20 protein-coding genes are annotated in these 21,590 nt (G+C 41.4%); 2 read left to right on the top strand and 18 right to left on the bottom strand.

The window, feature by feature from the left end; all coding sequences use genetic code 11:
• Window positions 1–27 precede the first annotated feature (27 nt).
• Window positions 28–1,038: an outer membrane protein assembly factor BamC gene (gene bamC / locus PPBDW_RS03730; protein WP_036793480.1), complete on the top strand. Its 1,011-nt coding sequence runs from the start codon at window positions 28–30 to the stop codon at window positions 1,036–1,038.
• A gap of 86 nt (window positions 1,039–1,124) precedes the next feature.
• Here the strand turns inward: bamC and lipA are convergent, their stop codons facing one another.
• The 12 genes from lipA to leuS all read right to left on the bottom strand — a co-directional run bounded on the left by lipA (window position 1,125) and on the right by leuS (window position 14,228).
• Window positions 1,125–2,096, bottom strand: a complete 972-nt coding sequence (lipA, locus tag PPBDW_RS03735; RefSeq protein ID WP_036793481.1) for a lipoyl synthase — start codon at window positions 2,094–2,096, stop codon at window positions 1,125–1,127.
• Window positions 2,093–2,743 (bottom strand): lipoyl(octanoyl) transferase LipB, encoded by a 651-nt coding sequence (gene lipB, locus PPBDW_RS03740; protein ID WP_036793483.1) that lies wholly within the window; start codon window positions 2,741–2,743, stop codon window positions 2,093–2,095. The genes lipA and lipB overlap by 4 nt, the downstream gene beginning before the upstream one ends.
• Before the next feature lie 219 nt (window positions 2,744–2,962).
• Complete coding sequence (gene ybeD, locus PPBDW_RS03745) at window positions 2,963–3,238, bottom strand: DUF493 family protein YbeD (protein ID WP_036793484.1); 276 nt, start codon at window positions 3,236–3,238, stop codon at window positions 2,963–2,965.
• 219 nt (window positions 3,239–3,457) lie between these two features.
• Window positions 3,458–4,630 (bottom strand): serine hydrolase, encoded by a 1,173-nt coding sequence (locus PPBDW_RS03750; protein ID WP_036793485.1) that lies wholly within the window; start codon window positions 4,628–4,630, stop codon window positions 3,458–3,460.
• A 229-nt stretch (window positions 4,631–4,859) separates the two neighbouring features.
• On the bottom strand, window positions 4,860–5,732 hold the full coding sequence (locus PPBDW_RS03755) for a septal ring lytic transglycosylase RlpA family protein (RefSeq protein ID WP_036793486.1): 873 nt from the start codon (window positions 5,730–5,732) through the stop codon (window positions 4,860–4,862).
• Between the two features lie 3 nt (window positions 5,733–5,735).
• The gene (gene rodA, locus PPBDW_RS03760) at window positions 5,736–6,857 is read right to left on the bottom strand and encodes a rod shape-determining protein RodA (RefSeq protein ID WP_036793488.1); all 1,122 of its coding nucleotides are present in this window, start codon (window positions 6,855–6,857) and stop codon (window positions 5,736–5,738) included.
• Complete coding sequence (mrdA, locus tag PPBDW_RS03765; RefSeq protein WP_036793490.1) at window positions 6,857–8,812, bottom strand: penicillin-binding protein 2; 1,956 nt, start codon at window positions 8,810–8,812, stop codon at window positions 6,857–6,859. The genes rodA and mrdA overlap by 1 nt, the downstream gene beginning before the upstream one ends.
• Before the next feature lie 6 nt (window positions 8,813–8,818).
• Window positions 8,819–9,289, bottom strand: a complete 471-nt coding sequence (gene rlmH / locus PPBDW_RS03770; RefSeq protein ID WP_036793492.1) for a 23S rRNA (pseudouridine(1915)-N(3))-methyltransferase RlmH — start codon at window positions 9,287–9,289, stop codon at window positions 8,819–8,821.
• 6 nt (window positions 9,290–9,295) lie between these two features.
• A complete protein-coding gene (gene rsfS / locus PPBDW_RS03775; protein WP_036793494.1) occupies window positions 9,296–9,613 on the bottom strand; it encodes a ribosome silencing factor in 318 nt (105 codons plus the stop codon).
• A 222-nt stretch (window positions 9,614–9,835) separates the two neighbouring features.
• A complete protein-coding gene (gene holA, locus PPBDW_RS03780) occupies window positions 9,836–10,864 on the bottom strand; it encodes a DNA polymerase III subunit delta (RefSeq protein ID WP_036793495.1) in 1,029 nt (342 codons plus the stop codon).
• Window positions 10,861–11,514 (bottom strand): LPS-assembly lipoprotein LptE, encoded by a 654-nt coding sequence (locus PPBDW_RS03785; RefSeq protein ID WP_036793498.1) that lies wholly within the window; start codon window positions 11,512–11,514, stop codon window positions 10,861–10,863. The genes holA and PPBDW_RS03785 overlap by 4 nt, the downstream gene beginning before the upstream one ends.
• Before the next feature lie 140 nt (window positions 11,515–11,654).
• Complete coding sequence (gene leuS / locus PPBDW_RS03790; protein WP_036793500.1) at window positions 11,655–14,228, bottom strand: leucine--tRNA ligase; 2,574 nt, start codon at window positions 14,226–14,228, stop codon at window positions 11,655–11,657.
• Between the two features lie 169 nt (window positions 14,229–14,397).
• On the opposite strand from leuS, the gene PPBDW_RS03795 reads away from it, so the two are divergent.
• Window positions 14,398–14,967 (top strand): zinc ribbon-containing protein, encoded by a 570-nt coding sequence (locus PPBDW_RS03795; RefSeq protein WP_036793502.1) that lies wholly within the window; start codon window positions 14,398–14,400, stop codon window positions 14,965–14,967.
• 83 nt (window positions 14,968–15,050) lie between these two features.
• Here PPBDW_RS03795 and PPBDW_RS03800 read toward each other — a convergent pair whose 3' ends face one another.
• From PPBDW_RS03800 to miaB, 6 genes are all read right to left on the bottom strand, one after another.
• The gene (locus PPBDW_RS03800; protein ID WP_036793504.1) at window positions 15,051–15,794 is read right to left on the bottom strand and encodes a lipid-binding SYLF domain-containing protein; all 744 of its coding nucleotides are present in this window, start codon (window positions 15,792–15,794) and stop codon (window positions 15,051–15,053) included.
• Window positions 15,795–15,915: 121 nt separating this feature from the next.
• Window positions 15,916–17,469 (bottom strand): apolipoprotein N-acyltransferase, encoded by a 1,554-nt coding sequence (lnt, locus tag PPBDW_RS03805; RefSeq protein ID WP_036796250.1) that lies wholly within the window; start codon window positions 17,467–17,469, stop codon window positions 15,916–15,918.
• 3 nt (window positions 17,470–17,472) lie between these two features.
• Entirely contained in the window at window positions 17,473–18,345 is an 873-nt protein-coding gene (gene corC / locus PPBDW_RS03810; protein ID WP_036793506.1) for a CNNM family magnesium/cobalt transport protein CorC, read from the bottom strand.
• 83 nt (window positions 18,346–18,428) lie between these two features.
• Window positions 18,429–18,890: an rRNA maturation RNase YbeY gene (ybeY, locus tag PPBDW_RS03815; RefSeq protein ID WP_036793508.1), complete on the bottom strand. Its 462-nt coding sequence runs from the start codon at window positions 18,888–18,890 to the stop codon at window positions 18,429–18,431.
• The gene (locus PPBDW_RS03820) at window positions 18,890–19,987 is read right to left on the bottom strand and encodes a PhoH family protein (RefSeq protein WP_036793509.1); all 1,098 of its coding nucleotides are present in this window, start codon (window positions 19,985–19,987) and stop codon (window positions 18,890–18,892) included. Before PPBDW_RS03820 ends, ybeY begins: the two co-directional genes overlap by 1 nt.
• A gap of 112 nt (window positions 19,988–20,099) precedes the next feature.
• Window positions 20,100–21,527, bottom strand: coding sequence for a tRNA (N6-isopentenyl adenosine(37)-C2)-methylthiotransferase MiaB (gene miaB / locus PPBDW_RS03825; protein WP_036793510.1), 1,428 nt, complete (start codon window positions 21,525–21,527; stop codon window positions 20,100–20,102).
• Between the last annotated feature and the right edge of the window lie 63 nt (window positions 21,528–21,590).

The following is a 21,590-nucleotide window of genomic DNA, read 5'->3' on the forward strand; positions in this document are numbered from 1 at the left end:
TAACAATATAGGAGCGCAGGAGCATAAATGAATTATAAATACCGGCTAGCACTAGCCGCCGTCGTAGTGACAAGCATTACAGCATGTTCTAGTGGTGCAGATAGTCGCCGACAGGCAGCACAAGATTTTAATTATCTTAATACGCCATCACTTGAAAGTTGGACGTTGCCGGCAGGTGCTCAACCTTTTAGTAATACTGATTATACGATTCCACACCGTGTTTATCAGGGAGAAATAGGTACTAAGGTTGATATTCGTCCACCACTGCAGGTGCTAGAGTTGATTCCTGGCGTAACTTCTGCCGTTGATCAACAAGGTGTAACGCTGTTTATGCCGTCGTCGAATGAGTTAGCGAAGATTTGGCGCGTAACACAACAGCTGATTGCTAATAATAAAGTCGGTATTGTAAAACAAAGTGCTGATCGTATTGATACTGATTGGGTTTCTTGGACTAATGAAGATGAAGATACCAAGATAAGTAGCCGTTATACGATTGAAAAATCACCTAACATCAACAGTTACCGTATTACGTTAACAGATTGGCGTGAAGACGGTAAAGTTAAGCCTGTAAGCGTAGATAACAAACGTCGCTATAGCATTTTAATGACCAATTTAGTGATGGCGAAATACGATAATATGTCTCGTGAGCAAGCACGTATTGCTGCCGCTGAACAAATGAAAAATGTGCCGATCATGATGGGTACTGATCGCAGTGGCTTGCCAATTATTATTGCGCGTGCGTCATATGATGATATGTGGGACCGTTTACCTATAATGCTGCAAAAGTTAGGCTTTACGGTTGAAGATCGTAACCGTTCGCAAGGTTTGATTGATGTAAAATATCGTCAACCTGATGATGCCTTCTGGACTAAGCTTGGTACTAAGCCAATTAACTTAACCAATGATAAGTATCGTATTTTGGTGGGTGATTTAGGTAATCGTACCTCATTAAATATTACTGATAATGATGGTAAGCCAGTGACAGAATCAGTACTAGCTTCAATTGCACCAGTATTTGGCGCAGCTTTTGCTAAATAATTGACCTGTTTAGAGATAAAAAAAACCGCTTTAGTTATTAACTAAAGCGGTTTTTTTATGAGGATTAAGTAATGACAAAAAGTGAATTACTTAATTTCAACACCTTGAGCTTGTAAGTCTGCGTGATAAGACGAACGGACAAATGGACCACAAGCTGCGTGCGTAAAGCCAAGCTCGAGTGCGATTTGTTTTAACTCATCAAACTCTTCTGGTGGCACATAACGTTCAACTGGTAAGTGGTGACGACTTGGTGCTAAGTATTGGCCCAGTGTTAGCATGGTTACGCCATGAGCACGTAGATCCTTTAATACTTGAATGATCTCTTCTTTGGTTTCACCTAGCCCCATCATGACACCAGATTTTGTTGGTACTGTTGGATGAATTTCTTTAAATTTCTTTAATAGATCCAATGACCACTGGTAGTTTGCTCCAGGGCGTGCCTTGCGGTATAAGCGTGGTGCCGTTTCAAGGTTATGGTTAAATACATCCGGTGCAGTATCACGGAAAATATCTAACGCACGATCCATACGGCCACGGAAATCTGGCACTAAGGTTTCAATGTGAATTTGTGGACTTTTAGCGCGAATATCATTAATACAGTCAACAAAATGCTGTGCGCCACCATCACGAAGATCGTCACGGTCGACTGATGTTACTACTACATAACGTAACTTCATATCAGCAATTGTTTGTGCTAAATGACTTGGTTCTTCTGCGTTGGGTGGTAATGGGCGGCCATGGGCAACATCACAAAATGGACAACGACGAGTACAAATCGCACCTAAAATCATAAAGGTGGCTGTGCCATGGTTAAAACATTCTGCCAAATTCGGACATGATGCTTCTTCACATACCGAGTGGAGATTGTTTTTTCGTAGTGCTGATTTGATTTCTTGAATACGTTTACTGTCTGATGGCAGTTTTATTTTCATCCATGAAGGTTTACGTAACACTTCTTTTGGTGCTTCTTCTTGGGCAACATTACGTACCGGAATTAATGCCATTTTATCAGCATCACGGTATTTAACGCCTTGTTCAATTTTAATTGGTTTGCTCATAGTTGATTGCTTTCCGTCATCCACTCGACGTGTGAGTAGTCGAGTAATTTTGTTAATTCTTCAATGAGTACCGGCTGAACTTCCATCAGTTCATTTGGGCCATTTAGTAACGCTGTTTGCGTCATTTCCATTCCAGCATAACCACAAGGGTTAATACGTTGAAATGGGGCCAAATCCATATTTATATTAAGTGCCAGACCATGAAAAGAGCAGCCGCGCCTGATTCGTAATCCTAATGAACATATCTTGCGATTGTCGACATATACACCGGGTGCATCAGGGCGAGCATTAGATTTAATCCCAAATTGAGATAGGGTATTAATAATTGTGTTTTCGATGTGGCTGACTAGGTCACGAACACTCAGTTTTTTTCTGCGTAAGTTAATCAATATATAAGCGACTTGCTGACCAGGACCATGATAAGTCACTTGGCCACCACGATCACTTTGGACAACTGGAATATCACCTGTATTGAGCAGATGTTCTATTTTTCCAGCTTGGCCTTGAGTAAAGACGGGGTGATGTTCAACCAACCATACTTCATCAGCCGACATGTCGGTGCGGTCATTAGTGAATTGATGCATGGCATCAAAGGTGGCTTGATAATCACAACGGCCCAGATTTCTAATAATAAGAGATGTTTGCAAATTTGTGCCTATTTATTGATATAACGCAAAGCGCCATTTAATGGCTGTGAACTGAGCTATTATACCTAAACTGTTCAAAGATGCATGATTAACCAGTTATTCACTTATTATTAATATATTTGATAGTTATATTGCGAGGGTAAAAACTGCTGAATGGGAGTGAAACGGGAAAAAGATGGCGACTAATGTGTAGTCGCCATTGGTATTGGTATAGAACGGCTATAGTACTACGCGTACGATATCGATAGCGCCAAGTTCTTTGTATAGCGTTTCAATTTGTTCAACATTGGTCGCGTTAACAGTGACAGAGACAGCGGTATAAGTTCCTTTACTGCTTGGCTTTAATGTTGGTACGTAATCACCAGGAATAGTTTTCTGAATAACTTCAACGATACGATCAGCTAATTCTGGTTTATTTTCACCCATGACTTTGAAAGCAAAGCTACAAGGAAACTCCAGTAGATCTTTTAGTTTTGGTTGCTCTTGTTCTTGCATATAGAACTCCAAGGTTGCGTTTATTCAAATTTAGACCGTGTTGTGGATCACAAAACACGAGGTATGCTGGCATCTTAATGCGTCATTAGCTGGAAAACAAGCGTGTAATAGAAGCGATGGATATCGGTTATTGGAAAATGTGTATGCAGGCCTGTAAACCAAAAGAAGCGGCCAAATGGCAGCTTCTTTATTTGGTTTGATTGATGTTATAACGAGCGATTAAAACCAGCTCTGTACTAGCATCATTACATAATCAACCAAGCGGCTAAAGAAGCTACCTTGCTTTACTTCAGTCAATGCAACTAAAGGATATTGAGCAATATCGTTATCACCTAAACGGTAATAAAGCGTACCCATTACCTCACCTTTTTGAATCGGTGCTTTAAGCTCTTTAGTTAACACGAAGCTTGCTTTTAAATCTTTAGCTTGGCTACGAGGGATCGTAACGTACGTATTCTCATTAACACCAAGATTGACTTTATCAGTATTGCCCATCCATACTTTTTCGGTCACAAATGTTTGATCTTTTTTATATGGTGTCAGGGTAGTGAAGAAGCGGAAGCCATAATTTAATAGCTTTTTACTTTCAGCAAGACGCGCATGTTTGCTTGCAGTTCCCATAATGACTGAAATAAGACGCATGTTGCCTTCAGTCGCAGTACTGACTAGGCTATAACCCGCATTATCAGTATGACCGGTTTTTAAGCCGTCAACATGCATGCTTTGATCCCACAATAAACCATTACGGTTATATTGGGTAATGCCGTTATAAGTAAATGATTTTTCATCATAGATCTTAAATTCATTGGGAAGATCGTGAATAAGTGCGCGCGCAAGAATAGAAAGATCGACTGGGGTGGTGTATAGGTCTGGGTTATCTAAGCCATGGACATTAGTAAAGTGAGTTGATTTCATCCCCAGATTTTTTGCCCAGCCATTCATCAGCTCAACAAACGCTTTCTGTGAACCTGCAACGTGCTCAGCCATTGCCACACAAGCATCGTTACCTGAGTCAACAATAATACCGCGGTTAAGATCAGAGACTTTAACGGTTTTACCTACTTCTAAGAACATCTTTGATGATCCTGGGAAGTTTTTAGCCCAAGCATTTTTACTAATAACGACATTATCATCAGGAGAGATGTTGCCATTTTTAATTTCTTGACCAATTACATAACTGGTCATCATTTTGGTTAGGCTGGCAGGAGCTAATTTTTCATTTTGGTTATGACCAGCAATGATTTTGCCTGAGTTGTAGTCAATAAGAACATAACCCTTAGCCGCAATTTGTGGAGCTTCAGGTACTACTGCTGGTGATGCAGCAACAGTTGCTGAAGCCAGCAGAGTGGCAGAGATGGCTACAGAACGGAAAAGCACAGCTGTTTTCTTCATGATATATCTAACTTTAATTAATCTGTGGCTAAAAAGTGGGCTCACTATAACAGATAACACATTGGCAATCAGTGCCCGAACTGAAGTTTCCACAGTTCTGACATTAGGCAATTAAGATTCACAGTGATGATATTGTTATTCAGTAGAGCAATAAGAAGCCTATAGTTTTATGATTTCAATAACAAACTATAGGCTCGGGGTATGATTAAAAAATATCGATAAGGTTCAATTATCGTTTTTCAGTGATCATAAAAGCTTGTGGATAATGCTTACTTTTCACTCGGTTGAGCAATAATTCAGCATCTTTATGGTCTAAAAAAGGTCCTAATCGAATTCGAAAAATAGTGCGATCAGTGATTTTTTCAATATCAACGCTAGTACTATAAAGTTTCTTTACTTCTCGTTGCATTTGATCCGCTTTTTGCTGGCTATTAACCGCCGCTAATTGGATGAAATATTGGATTGGGATTGGTGCTTTTTTTATCTCAGCTTTAGTTGACGGCTTAGGTACCGTTATTACTTCAATTTTTACAGGTGCGGTGCCATAACTGATCACGCCTAATTTAGATGCTGCTGCCATGCTTAAATCAATAATACGACCATCATGGAAGGGACCACGATCGTTAACACGGACAATCACTGATTTGTGATTAAGAGTATTAGTTACACGTACAAAGCTCGGTAACGGTAAGGTTTTATGGGCCGCTGTCATAGCGAACATATTATAGACTTCGCCGTTAGCTGTTTTATGACCATGAAATTTTTCGCCGTACCACGAAGCAAACCCAGTCTCGGTATAACCCTTAGGATTTTTTATAATATGATAGCGTTTACCACGTAATGTGTAGTCTTTATTACCGCCACGGCTATAGGGTTCGTAGTGGGGAGTGATCAATTTTACTTTTGAAAAATCAGGAACAACCTTAGGCGCACGATCATCTTTAAGAGAATACCGTCCAGCATTGGGATCATCGGTATTCGGTTTAATTACTTGAGTGGTTTTGGTGGTTGTATCTGGCTTCGTTTGTGGTTGTTGGGTTTGTTCAGGCGAAGAACTACACCCAGCAAGAATTAGGAAAAAAATTACAAATAGTGAACGCATTTATTAGGTCGCCTTAGACAACATTTTTCGATGAGTATGGATAGACATCAGAATACCAAAACCAGCCATAAGAGTAACCATCGAGGTACCACCATAACTGACTAGGGGGAGCGGTACACCCACGACAGGTAATAGTCCACTCACCATTCCGATATTAACAAAAATATAAACAAAGAAACTCAGCACAATACTGCCCGCCATCATCCGTCCAAATGCGGTTTGAGCTCGACTTGCAAGTAGTAATCCACGTCCAAGCACAAATAGATACATTGCTAATAAACCAATAACACCAGCTAATCCCCATTCTTCGGCGATCACCGAAAAAATGAAGTCAGTATTACGTTCAGGAACAAACTCTAATTGTGATTGAGTACCATGGAGCCAGCCTTTACCAGTGATTCCTCCGGAACCAATAGCTATCTTTGATTGGATGATATGGTATCCCGCACCTAAAGGGTCAGACTCAGGATTAAATAAGGTCATTACTCGAGTGCGTTGATAGTCATGCATCAGGAAGAACCATAACACAGGAATAAAGGCTCCGAGTAATATCAATGCACCAATTATCACTCGCCAGCTAATTCCTGACAGAAACAGAACAAATATCCCCGATGCGGCGATCAAAATGGAGGTTCCAAGGTCTGGTTGCTTAGCAATTAAAATCGTTGGAGTAAAAATCAACACTAATGCGATAAAGATATTGGCAAATGTTGGTGGTAGTGGGCGGTTACCTATAAATCGTGCCACCATCAATGGCACTGCTAGTTTTATTAGCTCTGAGGGTTGAAAACGAACAAAGCCTAAATTAAGCCACCGTTGTGCCCCTTTAGATACTTCGCCGAATGAGAGCACGCTTATCAACATGACTAAGCCAATACCAAATAAATAAGGCGCCCATGCTTCATAGTGACGTGGTGAAATTTGGGCTAATAGCAACATCACGCCCAGCGATAATAGCATTCGCATCGCTTGACGTTCCATCATAGGTATACTTTGGCCACTGGCACTGTACATGATTACTAATGAAAAACTCATAATCGCTAATAGTCCCAGTATCAATGGGATATCGATATGTAAGCGATCACTTATGCTAGGTTTTTCGCCGGTTGTTGCCATGATGCTCATTAATGTACCTCTGCTGTGGCTTTAATCGGTGTCACCAAAGGTGGCGATATGTCAGCAGGAGATTCGATTAGCATATGATCGAATATCTTGCGTGCAATCGGTCCACCATTACTTGAACCTCCGCCAGCATTTTCTAATACCATTGCCACTACAACTTGTGGTTTTTCAAATGGCGCAAAAGCGGTAAATAAAGCATGGTCACGTAAATGTTCTTCTAATTCATCTGCATTATATTTTTGGTTTTCAGCTAAACCAAAAACTTGAGCTGAACCTGATTTGCCACCGGCTTGATAAGGCGTGTCGTAAAATGCTTTACGCGCTGTACCACGGTTGCCATATAGTACGCGGTGCATACCTTCACGTGCAATTTCCCATGTTTTAGGACTAACCCCAGTAATAGGTGGGAAATCTTCAAATTCTGCCGGTACTTCTACTTTGTCATCAATAATATTTTTAAGCAGGTGCGGGCGATGTACAACACCACTATTCACTAATACAGATGTTGCTTTAGCTATCTGTAATGGGGTTGCAGTCCAATAACCTTGGCCAATGCCTACAGGAATGGTGTCACCTTGATACCAAGGACGCTTATGACGAGTTTGTTTCCATTCACGGGTCGGCATATTAGCTCTGCTTTCTTCGTGAATATCAATCCCAGTGTATTCGCCATAACCAAACTTGTTCATCCACGTAGATAGACGATCAATACCGAGATCATAGGCTACTTGATAGAAATAAGTATCTACTGATTCTTCAATTGCTTTATAAATATTGACTCGGCCATGACCCCAACGTAACCAGTCACGGAATTTACGACTGGTAGAATTAGGTATTTGCCACCAACCGGGATCATTACGGGTGGTATTAGGTGTAATAACCCCTTCGGTTAATGCTGCTACTGCTATTAATGGCTTAACGGTCGATGCTGGTGGGTAAATGCCAAGCGTAACGCGATTCACCAGTGGCCGATCTGGGTTATTCAATAATGCACGGTATTTTTTGCTTGATATACCACGCACAAATAAATTTGGATCATAACTTGGGCTTGAGACCATCGCTAAAATAGCGTCATCTTTAGGATCTAACACCACGATCGAACCACGTTTGTGTTTAATGATCTCTTTACCTGTTTTAGGATCGATTTTACGCTCAGTTAATAGATTTTGAACATATTGCTGTAACTTAATATCAATATTAATTTTGATATCTTTGCCAGGAATTGGCGGAATATATTTTAGAGTACGAATGACACGCCCACGACTATTAACTTCCACTTCTTGATAGCCAGATGTGCCGTGTAACAGATCTTCGTAATAACGTTCAACACCCAATTTTCCCATGTCTCGAGTCGCTTTATAATTACTGAGTTTTCCTGCTTTATCGAGTTTTTTAAGGTCGCGATCGTTAATTTTAGCGACATAACCTAAAACGTGGGTCAGCGTATCGCCATAAGGATAGTAACGTTTTAAATGTGCTTTAACTTCAACGCCAGGAAGACGATGTTGATTGACAGAAAATAATGCGACCTGCTTTTCATTGAGGTGATCAAGAATAGGCACAGATTTAAAACGACGGGTACGACGGCGCTCTTTTTGGAAATTAGCAATGTCTTCATCAGTGATGCCCATGATCTGTTTAAGATCGGCAAAGGTCTGATCGAGTTCAGATACTTTTTCTAGCGTGATTTCAAGACTATATATCGGCCTGTTTTCAGCCAATATCACCCCGTTACGGTCGTAAATTAAGCCGCGATTAGGAGAGACAGGAACGATTTTAATACGATTATCATTAGAGCGGGTTTGATAGTCCTGATGTTGTTCAACCTGAATGTGAAACAGATTAAACAGCAGCAGGCCTACAAGTATTGCAATACCAATAAATGAGACAAGAGCTCGACGAAAAAAAAGTGCCGACTCAGCGCGATGATCGCGGATCTGGGTTCGCTTTTGTCTCATTTATGATTATTCCCTGTGGTACGGATGGTTAGCCGTGACACTCCATGCCCGGTATAAGCTTTCTGCCATTACCACGCGCACCAATGGGTGTGGTAAAGTCAAGGGTGATAATGACCAGCTTTGTTCTGCCGCTGCCTTGCATGCAGGAGAAAGTCCTTCTGGTCCGCCGATCAAAATTGATACATCACGTCCATCTAGCTTCCATGCATCCAATTGTTGTGCCAATTCTCCGGTATCCCAGCGTTTTCCTGGAATATCTAGCGTGACGATGCGGTTACCTTTAGCTACCGCTGCTAACATCGCTTCGCCTTCTTTTTGTAGAATTCGAGCAATATCAGCATTTTTACCACGCTTTCCCGCTGAAATTTCAATTAATTCCAGTGGCATATCTTTAGGGAAGCGGCGGCTATATTCTTTATAACCCTCCTCAACCCATTTTGGCATTTTAGTACCAACAGCAATCAGTTGAAGCTTCATGGTCAATTAGCTCCAAAGCTTCTCCAGTTGGTATAGCTCACGTGCATCCTCTTGCATGATATGTAGCATAACATTGCCCATATCAACGATAACCCATTGACCTTCTTTTTCGCCACTGATGCCAAATGGAGGAAAATCAATTAATTTAGATTCTTTATTTACGTGATCTGCAACAGATGCCACGTGACGGTTAGATGTACCAGTACAGATAACCATAAAATCGGTGATGCTTGATTTACCGCGAACATCAATAGTTACGATATCTTGTGCTTTAATGTCGTCAATTTTATCAACGATGAAATCGTGTAGTTCTTGAACCTGCAAAGGGATTCCCTCACTTGAGTGTTAGTATAGTATTGGCCGAATGACGCTATAAGTAGCATCGGTAATGTCAAATAGACATACTGACCTTGAATTGTGCCGCAGTATACCATGCTCTTATCAGACAGCGATAAGCGGACAAGGTTCAGACGGTATTTTTTCACATGTTTGTTTGGTGATTTAGTTCAAATGGGCAAAAAGTCGCGATTTTGACCTGTATTGAGACTAATTCAACGGTTGTAAATGGGTTGGAATACCACACATTTCAGCACATAGGCAGCTTAAGGCTGGCCATGGTTGAGTGTCATAGTCCGTTTTGACTTGGATTTCTAATAATGTCAGTTGTCGAAGAATCATGACTAAGGTTGTGAGCGGTAGTCGATGTAGTGCTCCAACATATATTTCACGGCGGTTTTGCCATATTCTAAATTGTTCAAAAATGAGGTTTAAAGGCGTACCTTTCTTTCCCATTTCTTGCATTTTATACAGTTGGGTTAATTCACGTTGTAAAGTTCGTAATAAAATCGTTGCCTCAACACCTTCCGCTTGTAATTGACGCAATATTCGTTGGCTACGTTTAGCTTGCCCGGCTAATAGCGCGTCAATTAATTGAAAGGGGGTGTAGTGATTATGACGACTTAATGCTTCTTGTAACCGTACGATAGTTAAAATACCATCAGGATAAAGTAGCACTAATTTATGTAAGCTTTGAGATAGCGCCAGTAAATTACCTTCGTGCCATTGCGCTAACATTTGTACCGACTCATGATCTGGTTTTAAGCCTAATAGCTGACAACGGCTTTGAATAAAGCGTGGCATTTGGCGCGGATCAGGGGTATTACAAGGTACATATAGCCCAATGATATCGAGGGCTTTAAACCACTTGGTACTTTCTTGCTTTTTATTAATTCTTGGCCCGGTAATAATTAATAAAATATCAGGATTAAGTGCGCCAATTACTTCAAGTAATGCTTTGGCTTGATTGGCATTTAAGCCTGTTTCTGCAATTTCAAGCTCGATAATTTGTTGGGCTGAAAATAAGCTCATTGCATGGCAGCAATCTAAAACTGCATTCCAATCAATACTATTATCGATAGTGAAGGCATGGCGTTCTAGAAAGCCTTGTTGCTGGGCGATGTGCTTGATGCTATCGCCCGCTTCTTGTTTTAATAATAGCTCATTACCAAATAGTAAATAAGCCTGACGCAGGCCCTTTGTTAGTTGCTGCGTCAGTTGTTCAGGGTAGACTCTCATTGCGCGCTGTGATCTTGTTTTTTATGTATAACCGCTGGAGTGGTAGTGATGGTAGTAGTACTGCCATCTTTAATTGATACTTTTTGGTTATGCAAAATTTGGTTTAATTCAGCGTTTAACTTATCTTCTTCCATCTTATTAAAGACAGTCGTTAGACGCGCAAGTTTACGCATGATTTGTTGCGCTGCTTGTTCACGCATAACATTAATTAACTCATCACGTTCTACTGATTTTGCTAATGCTGAAAGTGGGTTATCTAAGAAAGTACGAGTTACTTTAGTACTAAACTGCTCAATACCTTGATTCGGAATTGTCACGGTGTAGTTTACGGTTAAGGTTAAGTCGTATTCTGCTTTACCATTATTTTGATACAGAGATAACGTACTGTCGCCCGTTGATTCACTGGTGATATTAAGATTTGGTACTGTTGCTGCAGGTTTTACTTCTTCAATACCATGCAGTTTAAATTGGTATTTTACCATACGGGTTAATTTACCGTAGGGGTCAAAACTGGTTAACGATAGCTTAGCAATCCCTTCTGGTAGCATGTAGTTACCACGAAGGTGAAAGCTACAAGAAGCTGTTGTAAGCGCGAGAAGAGTGATGATAAGTAGTCGAGTTAGGCTGTTGGCCGAGAAAAAACTTTTCACGAAAGTCAGCTCCTTGAAATAAAAGAAGGTGCGCGGGGCGCAAAATTAAATATGACCGTAATTATAAAGATCCCCGCAAAAGCGGGGATCTTGAGGTTATTGTCAATGTTAGACTAGCTAACAAAGTAAAGTAACCTTGATTAGTTTGCTACGATGTTCAGCAGTTTACCTGGTACATAAATAACTTTACGTACGGTATTGCCATCAGTAAAGCGTGTTACGCCTTCTTCAGCCATAGCGAGTGCTTCTACTTGCTCTTTGGTTGCGTCTGCCGCTACCGTTAATTTAGCACGTAGTTTACCGTTAACCTGCACAATGATCAGTTTTTCATCTTCAACTAATGCAGCTGCATCAGCTTGTGGCCATACTGCATGGTCAATGTCTGTTTGACCTAGTGCTTGCCACATTTCAAAACAGATATGTGGTGTCATTGGGTAAAGCATAGTAACAATAGCTTTTAGTGCTTCATCAAGAATAGCACGATCTTGTGCTGATTCTTGTGGTGCTTTAGCTAGCTTGTTCATTAATTCCATAATTGCAGCAATAGCAGTATTGAATGTCTGACGACGACCAATATCATCGCTTACTTTAGCAATAGTTTTATGGATATCACGACGAAGTGCTTTTTGATCGCTGTTTAGTGTTGCTGTATCAACCGCTTCTGCTACACCTTTGCCAGCATGTTCACGCACTAATTTCCAAACACGCTTAAGGAAACGGTTAGCACCTTCAACACCTGACTCTTGCCATTCAAGGGTCATATCGGCTGGTGATGCAAACATCATAAATAGACGTACTGTATCAGCACCGTACTTGTCTACCATTTCTTGTGGGTCGATACCGTTGTTCTTAGACTTAGACATTTTGATCATGCCTGAGTGTTCAACATTGTGACCTTGAGAGTCAACGGCTGTTGTAATGCGACCTTTACCGTCACGTTCAACCGTTACATCTGTTGGCGCAACCCACTCTTTACCACCTTTTTCGGTAGTGTAGAAGAACGCATCAGCCAATACCATACCTTGACATAGTAGTTGCTTAAATGGTTCATCAGAGGTTACGTAACCAGCATCACGAAGTAATTTGTGGAAGAAACGTGAGTATAATAGGTGCATACAAGCGTGCTCAATACCACCAACATATTGATCAACGGGTAGCCAGTAGTTCGCCTTTGCTGGATCAAGAATATCGTCAGCTTGTGGTGAACAGTAACGTGCGTAGTACCAAGATGACTCCATAAATGTGTCAAAGGTATCAGTTTCACGTAATGCTGGTTCGCCATTAAAGGTGGTTTTTGCCCACTCTTTATCAGCTTTAATTGGGCTAGTTACACCATCCATTACTACATCTTCTGGTAGTAGAACAGGTAACTGGTCAGCGGCTACAGGGTGAACCTGACCGTCTTCAGTCGTTACCATTGGAATTGGAGCACCCCAGTAACGTTGACGAGAAACACCCCAGTCACGTAGACGGAAGTTAACGGTTTTCTTGCCTTTAGCGTCAGCTTCAAGTTTCGCTGCAATCGCATCGAAAGCTTGTTGGAAGTTTAGACCGTCGAATTCACCTGAATTGAATAGCACACCTTTTTCGGTGTATGCCGCTTCAGAAATATCAAACTCGCTACCATCTTCTGGCTTAATAACCGCCATGATATCGATGTTGTACTTAGTTGCAAATTCAAAGTCACGTTGATCGTGAGCTGGAACTGCCATTACCGCACCTGTGCCGTAATCCATTAATACGAAGTTAGCAACGTATACTGGTACTTCACGACCATCCAGTGGATGGATAGCGGTTAAGCCTGTATCCATGCCTTTCTTTTCCATCGTTGCAAGTTCAGCTTCTGCAACTTTGGTGTTACGGCACTCATCGATAAAGGTTGCTAATGCTGGGTTATTTTCTGCTGCTTTTGCTGCTAGAGGATGACCCGCTGCAATGCTAACAAATGTTACACCCATTAGGGTATCAGGACGAGTTGTGTAAACTTCGAGATCGTCTTGACCTTTAACTTTAAAAGTTAGCTCTACACCTTCAGAGCGACCAATCCAGTTACGTTGCATGGTTTTAACCATTTCAGGCCAGCCATCAAGGGTATCAAGATCATCAAGTAGCTCTTGTGCGTACTCAGTAATTTTAATGAACCACTGTGGAATCTCTTTTTGTTCAACAGGGGTATCACAACGCCAGCAACAACCATCTTCTACTTGCTCATTTGCAAGTACAGTTTGGTCATTAGGACACCAGTTTACAGAAGATGTCTTCTTGTAAACCAGGCCTTTGTTGTACAGTTTAGTGAAGAACTCTTGTTCCCAACGGTAGTACTCTGGAGTACACGTTGCGAATTCACGGCTCCAATCGTAACCAAAGCCTAATAGCTTAAGTTGGTTCTTCATGTATTCGATGTTTTCGTAAGTCCAAGGCGCTGGTGCAGTGTTATTTTTAACCGCTGCATTCTCTGCTGGTAGACCAAATGCATCCCAACCAATTGGCTGCATGACATTTTTGCCTTGTAAGCGTTGGTAGCGAGAGATAACATCACCGATAGTGTAGTTACGCACGTGACCCATGTGCAAGCGACCACTTGGGTACGGGAACATGGAGAGACAGTAGAATTTTTCTTTATTAGGGTCTTCACTAACAACAAAGGTCTTATTGTTATCCCAATGTTCTTGAACTTTTTGTTCAATGTCCTGTGGACGATATTGTTCTTGCATCGATGACATCCAGAATTTTGTGAGTTTAATACAAACACATTCATTGTAATCGACATAGGATAACCAAAGGTAAAGGTGTCAACAATAGCTGATAGCGATTCGGCGACCTTAATCTTGTATTTGGACGTAATTACGTAATTATTTCGCACATTGGCGGAGGATTAATCCCATGACTAAGCAACAAAAGCAGTATGAAGCAGTATTAGAAAAAGTAACTGAAGCGCTTAAGCATAGTCCAGAAGAGCTAAAGAAGTTTTTTAAGATGACTGAGCTTTATGGTAAAGCGGCCAGCGATATGACGAAAGATGAGCTGGCATTGATTGAAGCATATATCAAAAGTGATCTTAAAACGACTGAGCTTTACGGCAAAGCTGCTAGTGATATGACGAAAGATGAGTTGTCATTAATTGAAGCTTATGTCAAAAGTGATTTAAAAACTTTTACTGAAGAAGTAAAAAGTAGCTCCGAACCATTCAGTGAAAGTCCATTTTACAAATTAGTTAGTGAAAGTATTTGGAAGAATTTAGCCGAAATTACCGATAAGACTCAATTAGAGTGGATTGAAGTAATGGAAGATATTCAACATAAAGGTGTTTACCAAGCCGGTGAACTGGTTGGATTAGGTAATCTTGTGTGTGAGCAATGTGGTCATTCTGAAATGATCACTCATGTTACGCGTATTGAGCCGTGTGTAAAATGTGGCTGTAAGCACTTTTCACGTTTGCCATTAAACCCATAATGGTTTGTGCGTTACTTATATCAATAAAAAAACGCAGCGCTATAAACGCTGCGTTTTTATTTATATTTTCTAAAAGTAAACGATTAATAGTCAGGTTGTTCAATCGTATCAACCACCACTGCTGAATCTGCGGCTTTAATGGTATTGGCCGGCTTTTGCAGTTGTTGCTGCTGAGGAGCTGTTTGAGTGGGCTGGTTATCATGATTAAATTCAGGTAGTACCTGATCATAGCCTTTGATTTCACGCGTAGCTGCTGTCATTGGTTCATAAGTGAATTTTTGACCAGCTAATGACGCTTCAATCATTGCGCCACCTTTAGTGCGGGTAAAGATAGCAACACCATTGATATAGCTTTTAGTCATGTAGTCACTGCCAGCATTCATACCAGCGCCTGCGGTACCGACTTTAGCCGATGCGCCTTCATTTAAGGCTACAGCTGATGCTTGGGCATCTAATTCTAAGCCACCATCAATAAAGCGATCGTAAGCACGCTTATCTTGGAAGAACAATATTTCGCTAAAGGCTTGACCACCAAATTGTAATCCAATCGATAGTTGGTATAACTTAGCAAACCCCATCGCTTTATTTGCTTTAAATACCACGCCAGAGCCGTAAGCGCCACCAACCCAGAAGCCACCTTTACCCACAGATGGAAAAACAGCATATCCATAAGCCGAATGGAAAAAAGGTTGTGTTTGTGGGGATTTGTAAAAATGTGCTAATGCATCTTTGGTGTCATTTTGTTGCTCTTGAGCAAGTACCTGTGTTGATAGCATCAGCATTAATAATGAACACAAAGTGGTAAAAATTTTAGTCGTTGTTTTCATCTGTTGTTCCTTATCTCGCCGTTGGCAATTGAAGCCTGCGGGATGGCTGTTGTTATTGGACAATGAAACTACAATAAACTAACCGTAAAAAAAGGTGAAGTTATTAGCTTCACCTTAGAGTTTATGCTTTTTCCGCTGAGCGTAAGTCACGAAAATGTCCGCGTTTACGTCGAATAAGGATCCAAGATAGTGCTAATGCCCATAAACAGTAGCCGTATAATGGCCAACTGCCTAATGTGGTATAGGGTGTCATTCCAATGGTTGGAATAACTTTATCTTTTAATACGCCAGTGACAAATTGCGGTAATTCTTTAGTGATATGACCATTATGGTCAACAACTGCTGTAATACCGGTATTTGTTCCACGTAATAGCGGCTTGCCAAGTTCTAGCGCTCGCATTTGGGCAATTTGCATGTGTTGGAACGGTCCAATAGAGTGACCAAACCATGCATCATTAGAAAGCGTGAGTAGTAACTCAGTTTTTTTAGTGACGTTTTCACGAATTTGTTCACCAAATGCAATCTCATAACACAGTGCGGGTGCAATTGAATAACCATGAGCTTGAATATTCGGTTGAATATAGGCGCCACGGCTAAACGATGACATCGGTAGATTAAAGAATGGCGCTAATGGGCGTAAAATACTCGCAAACGGTACAAATTCACCAAAAGGTAATAGATGGTGTTTAGTGTAGCGAGTCGCGGTGTTGTAGTTATACGGACCATCGGCATCGACACCCAGTGTCAAAATATTATTGAAAAACTCACCGTCTGCTTTTTGATCTAAAATGCCAGTGATCACAGTGCTGTTATTGGCACGTGCGGCGGCATCAAGATTTTGTAAGAAGGTTGGAATTTCTTCTTCAAGTGCAGGGATGGCCGCTTCTGGCCAAATGATGAGATCTGCACCCCAATTATCACGGGTAAGATCCATGTATTTCATCAAGGTTGGCCAACGATGACTTGGTAGCCATTTCTCTTCTTGAGAAATATTGCCTTGAATAAGAGCAACAGTCACACTGTGTTTAGGATCGGGTTTTACCCACTGCGGAATACCGGCTAATACGGCTAATATCGCCACCAAAATCGCCACCAGTAATGGGCGCCAGTTACGGTAATAAAGGGTTGCGACAATTGATCCAGAGATCAGTACGAGAGCAAGGGTTATACCTTCGACACCAAAGATCGGTGCAAAGTGTGCCAATGGTGTATTGAGCTGACTGTAGCCCATCCATAACCAAGGGAAACCAGTAAATAGCCAACCACGGATCCAATCAAGCACCAGCCAAATAACAGGCCCTGAAAGCAATAATTGATGGAAAGGGCGCTGACGGTTAAAGCGATTAAATAAGTAGCCAAATAACGCAGGATAAAGCGCTAAATAACTAATTAGTAAGCACATTAAGAACATACTGGCGATTTTAGGCATACCACCAAAGGTATCAATGCTGACATGTACCCAGCTGATGCCTGTACCAAACATGCCTAGACCATAAAAAAAGCCAATCAGTGCAGAACGTTTAGGTGATTGTTTCTGTAGTAAAAAGAAAAACAGAATTAGTGTTAATGGGGCAATAAATGCGTAGTTATAAGGTGCAAAAGATAGAGTCGCAATTGCACCTGCAGGGACAGCTGCAAGCAGCTGTCCCAACAAGGTTAATGTTTTTTTTGTCATCATTTACGGAGTAATGGTCGGTTGAAATGCTTCATCTGGAACAGTTACTTGTAACTGGATAACGCGGCGGTTATCAGATGATGTCACTTTAAATGAATAACCATTAACTTCAACAACTTCACCGCGCGATGGCAGGTGACCAAAATTCATCATTACAAGGCCGCCGACAGTATCGACTTCCTCATCACAGAATGACGTCTGGAATAGTTCATTGAAATCTTCAATGGTTGTTAGCGCTTTTACTGCGTAAGTATGCTTACTTAATTGACGAACTTCTTGCTCTTCTTCGTCGTCGAATTCATCTTCGATTTCACCAACGATTTGTTCAAGAATATCTTCAATAGTAATAACACCAGATACACCACCAAACTCATCAACCACAATTGCCATGTGGTAGCGTTCTTCGCGGAATTCTTTTAATAGTCGATCTACGCGCTTACTTTCCGGTACTACAACCGCTGGACGTAATACTTTATCGATATCAAAAGGCTCGCTATCAGGTAATAAATAACGCAGTAAGTCTTTGGCTAATAAAATACCTTCGACATGGTCTTTATCATCACTAATAACAGGGTAGCGAGAGTGTTGGGCTTCAACAATTAAATCAATCAGATCTTCTAGCTTCTGAGAACGCTCGACAGTAGTCATTTGTGAGCGTGGGATCATAATGTCTCGCACTCGCATTTCGGCTATTTCCATTACACCTTCGAGCATGTCGCGAGTGTCATGATCTATCAAATCGTTTTCTTCCGAATCACGGAATACTTCAACTAATTCCTCGCGGTTTTGTGGGTCGCCTTGGAAAAGTTGGCCAATACGTTCAAAGAAGGACTTTCTACTCGGACCTTCAGTTGTTGGAGAGTTATCTTCGTTCATTATTTACTTTTATCAACTAAGTGGATATTGCCACGGAAATGCGGCTTGGTTTATTAAGCCGCGGAATATTTATTAATATGTTACTACTTTTCAGAAATGTAAGGGTCGACAAAGCCCATGTTTTGCATTATTTCAGTCTCTAATGTTTCCATTTCTTCAGCTTCATCGTCTTCGATATGATCATAACCTAGCAGATGCAGGCTACCGTGTACAACCATATGTGCCCAATGCGCATTAAGCGGCTTTTGTTGCTCAAGTGCTTCTGCTTCGACAACCTGGCGACAAATAATTAAATCACCCAGTAAATCGATTTCGATTCCTGGTGGTGCTTCAAACGGAAAAGATAGGACATTTGTTGGTCGATCTTTACCACGGTACTCAAGGTTAAGGGCGTGGCTTTCTTGCTCGTCAACTAATCGAATAGTGACTTCAGCATCGGCTTGAAACGGTGTGACCGCTGCATCTAACCATTGTTGGAATTCAGCTTCAGTCGGTAATCCAGCTTCGTCTGCTGTTGCAAGCTGTAGATCAAGATAAATCGCCATTAGTTACTCTTTTGTGATTCGATTTTAGCAGCAGTTGCCGCTGCGAATAAGACAGCTTCTTTAGCTTCTTGTTCGGTGCGACGGCGTTGTTCTGCTTGTTTACGTTGTTTTTGGTCTTCACTTTCCCACACTTCATAAGCTTGAACGATACGAGCAACCACAGGGTGGCGTACAACATCGTTGGCTAGGAAGAAGTTAAAGCTAATATCATCAACGTTTGATAATACTTCAATTGCATGACGTAAGCCTGAACGAGCACCACGCGGTAAATCTATCTGAGTTACGTCACCAGTGATTACTGCTCGAGAATTAAAGCCAATTCGAGTTAAGAACATTTTCATCTGTTCAACAGTGGTATTTTGGCTTTCATCCAAAATGATAAAGGCATCATTAAGGGTACGGCCACGCATATAAGCCAGTGGTGCAACTTCAATCACATTGCGCTCAATGAGCTTTTCTACGCGTTCAAAACCGAGCATTTCAAATAAAGCATCATAAAGTGGACGTAAATATGGATCGACTTTCTGGCTTAAATCACCGGGTAAGAAACCTAATTTTTCACCCGCTTCAACCGCTGGACGCGTTAGTAGAATACGACGAACTTCTTGACGCTCAAGGGCATCAACCGCTGCCGCAACAGCAAGGTAAGTTTTACCCGTACCTGCAGGACCGACACCAAAGGTAATATCATGAGTCACAATATTGGCGATGTATTGGGATTGGTTAGGTGTGCGCGGTTTAATGATCCCTTTTTTGGTTTTAATATGAACTTCTTTACCAAAAGGGATGGTGGTTTCTACGGTTTGCTCTAATACGCCGGATGCTTTAATCGCTAGATGAATATGGTCAGGTTCAATATCAGGAATATTGTTATGTACGGGAGCCGTATCAACGTATAAATCTTTTATGATATTGGTGGCAGTTTCAGCGGTGTGTGGTTGACCAACAACGCTAAAATGGTTGCTGCGATGATTGATTTCAACACCTAGACGACGTTCTAGCTGTTTGATGTTGTCGTCGAAAGGACCACAAAGGCTGGAAAGTCGCTGATTATTAGCGGGCTCTAGATCAAATTCTACAGTAATTATTTTGCTCAAGGTTTGCCTCTCATTGAGGTCGCCTATTAGTAGGCGACCATGTTTTCAGGGCATGCGAGTTACTTTAAATAATGCGTATAACAGTACGTGGTTAGCCTGTAATAATTTCGCGTTATTCTGGAGTATATACGCCTACACCTAAATCATCTTCACGACGCGTTTTTGCCATCATAGCTGCCGGTGACATTGCAACGCGAAGATCCATCTCTGCTTCAGTGCGAACAAGCTCGCCACGCAATGAGTTAGTAAATACGTCGACGATTTTCACATCAACAAATTGACCAATCAGTTCAGCAGAACCTTCAAAGTTTACAATACGGTTGTTTTCAGTACGACCACGCAGTTCCATTACATTCTTACGCGATGGGCCTTCAACTAAAATACGCTGCTCAGTGCCTAGCATTTGACGTGCGTGGCGCATTGCTTGGCTATTAAGTTGCTGTTGTAGGGCGTACAGACGCTCTTTCTTCACTTCTTCTGTCAGATCACAAGGGTAATCAGCGGCAGGCGTACCTGGACGTGGTGAGAAGATAAAGCTGTAACTAATATCAAAATCGATATCACGAATCAGTTTCATGGTATCTTCGAAATCTTGATCTGACTCGCCAGGGAACGCGACAATAAAGTCTGAACTCATGGTGATATCTGGACGTACTTTACGTAATTTACGGATTTTTGACTTATATTCAAGCACAGTGTGAGGACGCTTCATCATCGTCAGAATGCGATCTGAGCCACTTTGTACTGGTAGGTGTAAGTAGTTAACCAGTTCAGGGGTATCTTTGTAAACGTCAATAATGTCATCAGTAAATTCAATCGGATGACTGGTTGTGTAACGTACACGGTCAATACCATCGATAGCAGCGACTAAACGTAGCAATTCAGCAAAGCTTGCTAACTCACCATCATACGTTGGACCACGGAATGCGTTAACATTTTGGCCAAGAAGATTAACTTCACGTACGCCTTGATCAGCCAGTTGCGCGATCTCAAATAAAACATCATCAATCGGGCGGCTAACTTCTTCACCACGGGTGTAGGGCACCACACAGTAAGTACAGTACTTAGAACAGCCTTCCATGATAGAAACAAATGCCGTTGCACCATCAGCACGTGGCTCTGGTAAGCTATCGAACTTCTCAATCTCTGGGAATGAAATATCCATAACGGTTTTTTCATTTGCTTGAGAACGTTTAATCATTTCTGGCAAACGGTGTAGGGTTTGTGGGCCAAAGATAACGTCAACGTAAGGTGCGCGCTTACGAATCGAATCACCTTCTTGAGTCGCTACACAGCCACCAACGCCGATCACTAGATCTGGCTTTTTATCTTTTAGTTTTTTCCAGCGGCCTAGCTGATGGAAAACTTTTTCTTGTGCTTTTTCACGGATCGAACAGGTGTTAAGTAGCAGAACATCTGCTTCTTCTGGGATTTCTGTTAACTCGAAGCCATTAGCAGCATTAAGAAGATCGGCCATTTTTGATGAATCGTATTCGTTCATCTGGCAGCCCCAGGTTTTAATCAGCAGTTTCTTCGCCATCTCTCTTCGCTCGTAGTGTTGATTCATTACATTCAGATTACGGGCTGACAGGTTGTATTACTT

The organism is Photobacterium kishitanii, from assembly GCF_000613045.3.
Taxonomy (GTDB): Bacteria; Pseudomonadota; Gammaproteobacteria; order Enterobacterales; family Vibrionaceae; genus Photobacterium; species Photobacterium kishitanii.

Excerpts from the sequence above, each read along its gene's own strand:
- bamC (WP_036793480.1), top strand. The coding sequence starts at position 28 with ATGAATTATAAATACCGGCTAGCACTAGCCGCCGTCGTAGTGACAAGC.
- lipA (WP_036793481.1), bottom strand. The coding sequence starts at position 2,096 with ATGAGCAAACCAATTAAAATTGAACAAGGCGTTAAATACCGTGATGCT.
- ybeD (WP_036793484.1), bottom strand. The coding sequence starts at position 3,238 with ATGCAAGAACAAGAGCAACCAAAACTAAAAGATCTACTGGAGTTTCCT.
- PPBDW_RS03750 (WP_036793485.1), bottom strand. The coding sequence starts at position 4,630 with ATGAAGAAAACAGCTGTGCTTTTCCGTTCTGTAGCCATCTCTGCCACT.
- PPBDW_RS03755 (WP_036793486.1), bottom strand. The coding sequence starts at position 5,732 with ATGCGTTCACTATTTGTAATTTTTTTCCTAATTCTTGCTGGGTGTAGT.
- rodA (WP_036793488.1), bottom strand. The coding sequence starts at position 6,857 with ATGAGCATCATGGCAACAACCGGCGAAAAACCTAGCATAAGTGATCGC.
- mrdA (WP_036793490.1), bottom strand. The coding sequence starts at position 8,812 with ATGAGACAAAAGCGAACCCAGATCCGCGATCATCGCGCTGAGTCGGCA.
- rlmH (WP_036793492.1), bottom strand. The coding sequence starts at position 9,289 with ATGAAGCTTCAACTGATTGCTGTTGGTACTAAAATGCCAAAATGGGTT.
- holA (WP_036793495.1), bottom strand. The coding sequence starts at position 10,864 with ATGAGAGTCTACCCTGAACAACTGACGCAGCAACTAACAAAGGGCCTG.
- leuS (WP_036793500.1), bottom strand. The coding sequence starts at position 14,228 with ATGCAAGAACAATATCGTCCACAGGACATTGAACAAAAAGTTCAAGAA.
- PPBDW_RS03795 (WP_036793502.1), top strand. The coding sequence starts at position 14,398 with ATGACTAAGCAACAAAAGCAGTATGAAGCAGTATTAGAAAAAGTAACT.
- PPBDW_RS03800 (WP_036793504.1), bottom strand. The coding sequence starts at position 15,794 with ATGAAAACAACGACTAAAATTTTTACCACTTTGTGTTCATTATTAATG.
- lnt (WP_036796250.1), bottom strand. The coding sequence starts at position 17,469 with ATGACAAAAAAAACATTAACCTTGTTGGGACAGCTGCTTGCAGCTGTC.
- corC (WP_036793506.1), bottom strand. The coding sequence starts at position 18,345 with ATGAACGAAGATAACTCTCCAACAACTGAAGGTCCGAGTAGAAAGTCC.
- ybeY (WP_036793508.1), bottom strand. The coding sequence starts at position 18,890 with ATGGCGATTTATCTTGATCTACAGCTTGCAACAGCAGACGAAGCTGGA.
- miaB (WP_036793510.1), bottom strand. The coding sequence starts at position 21,527 with ATGGCGAAGAAACTGCTGATTAAAACCTGGGGCTGCCAGATGAACGAA.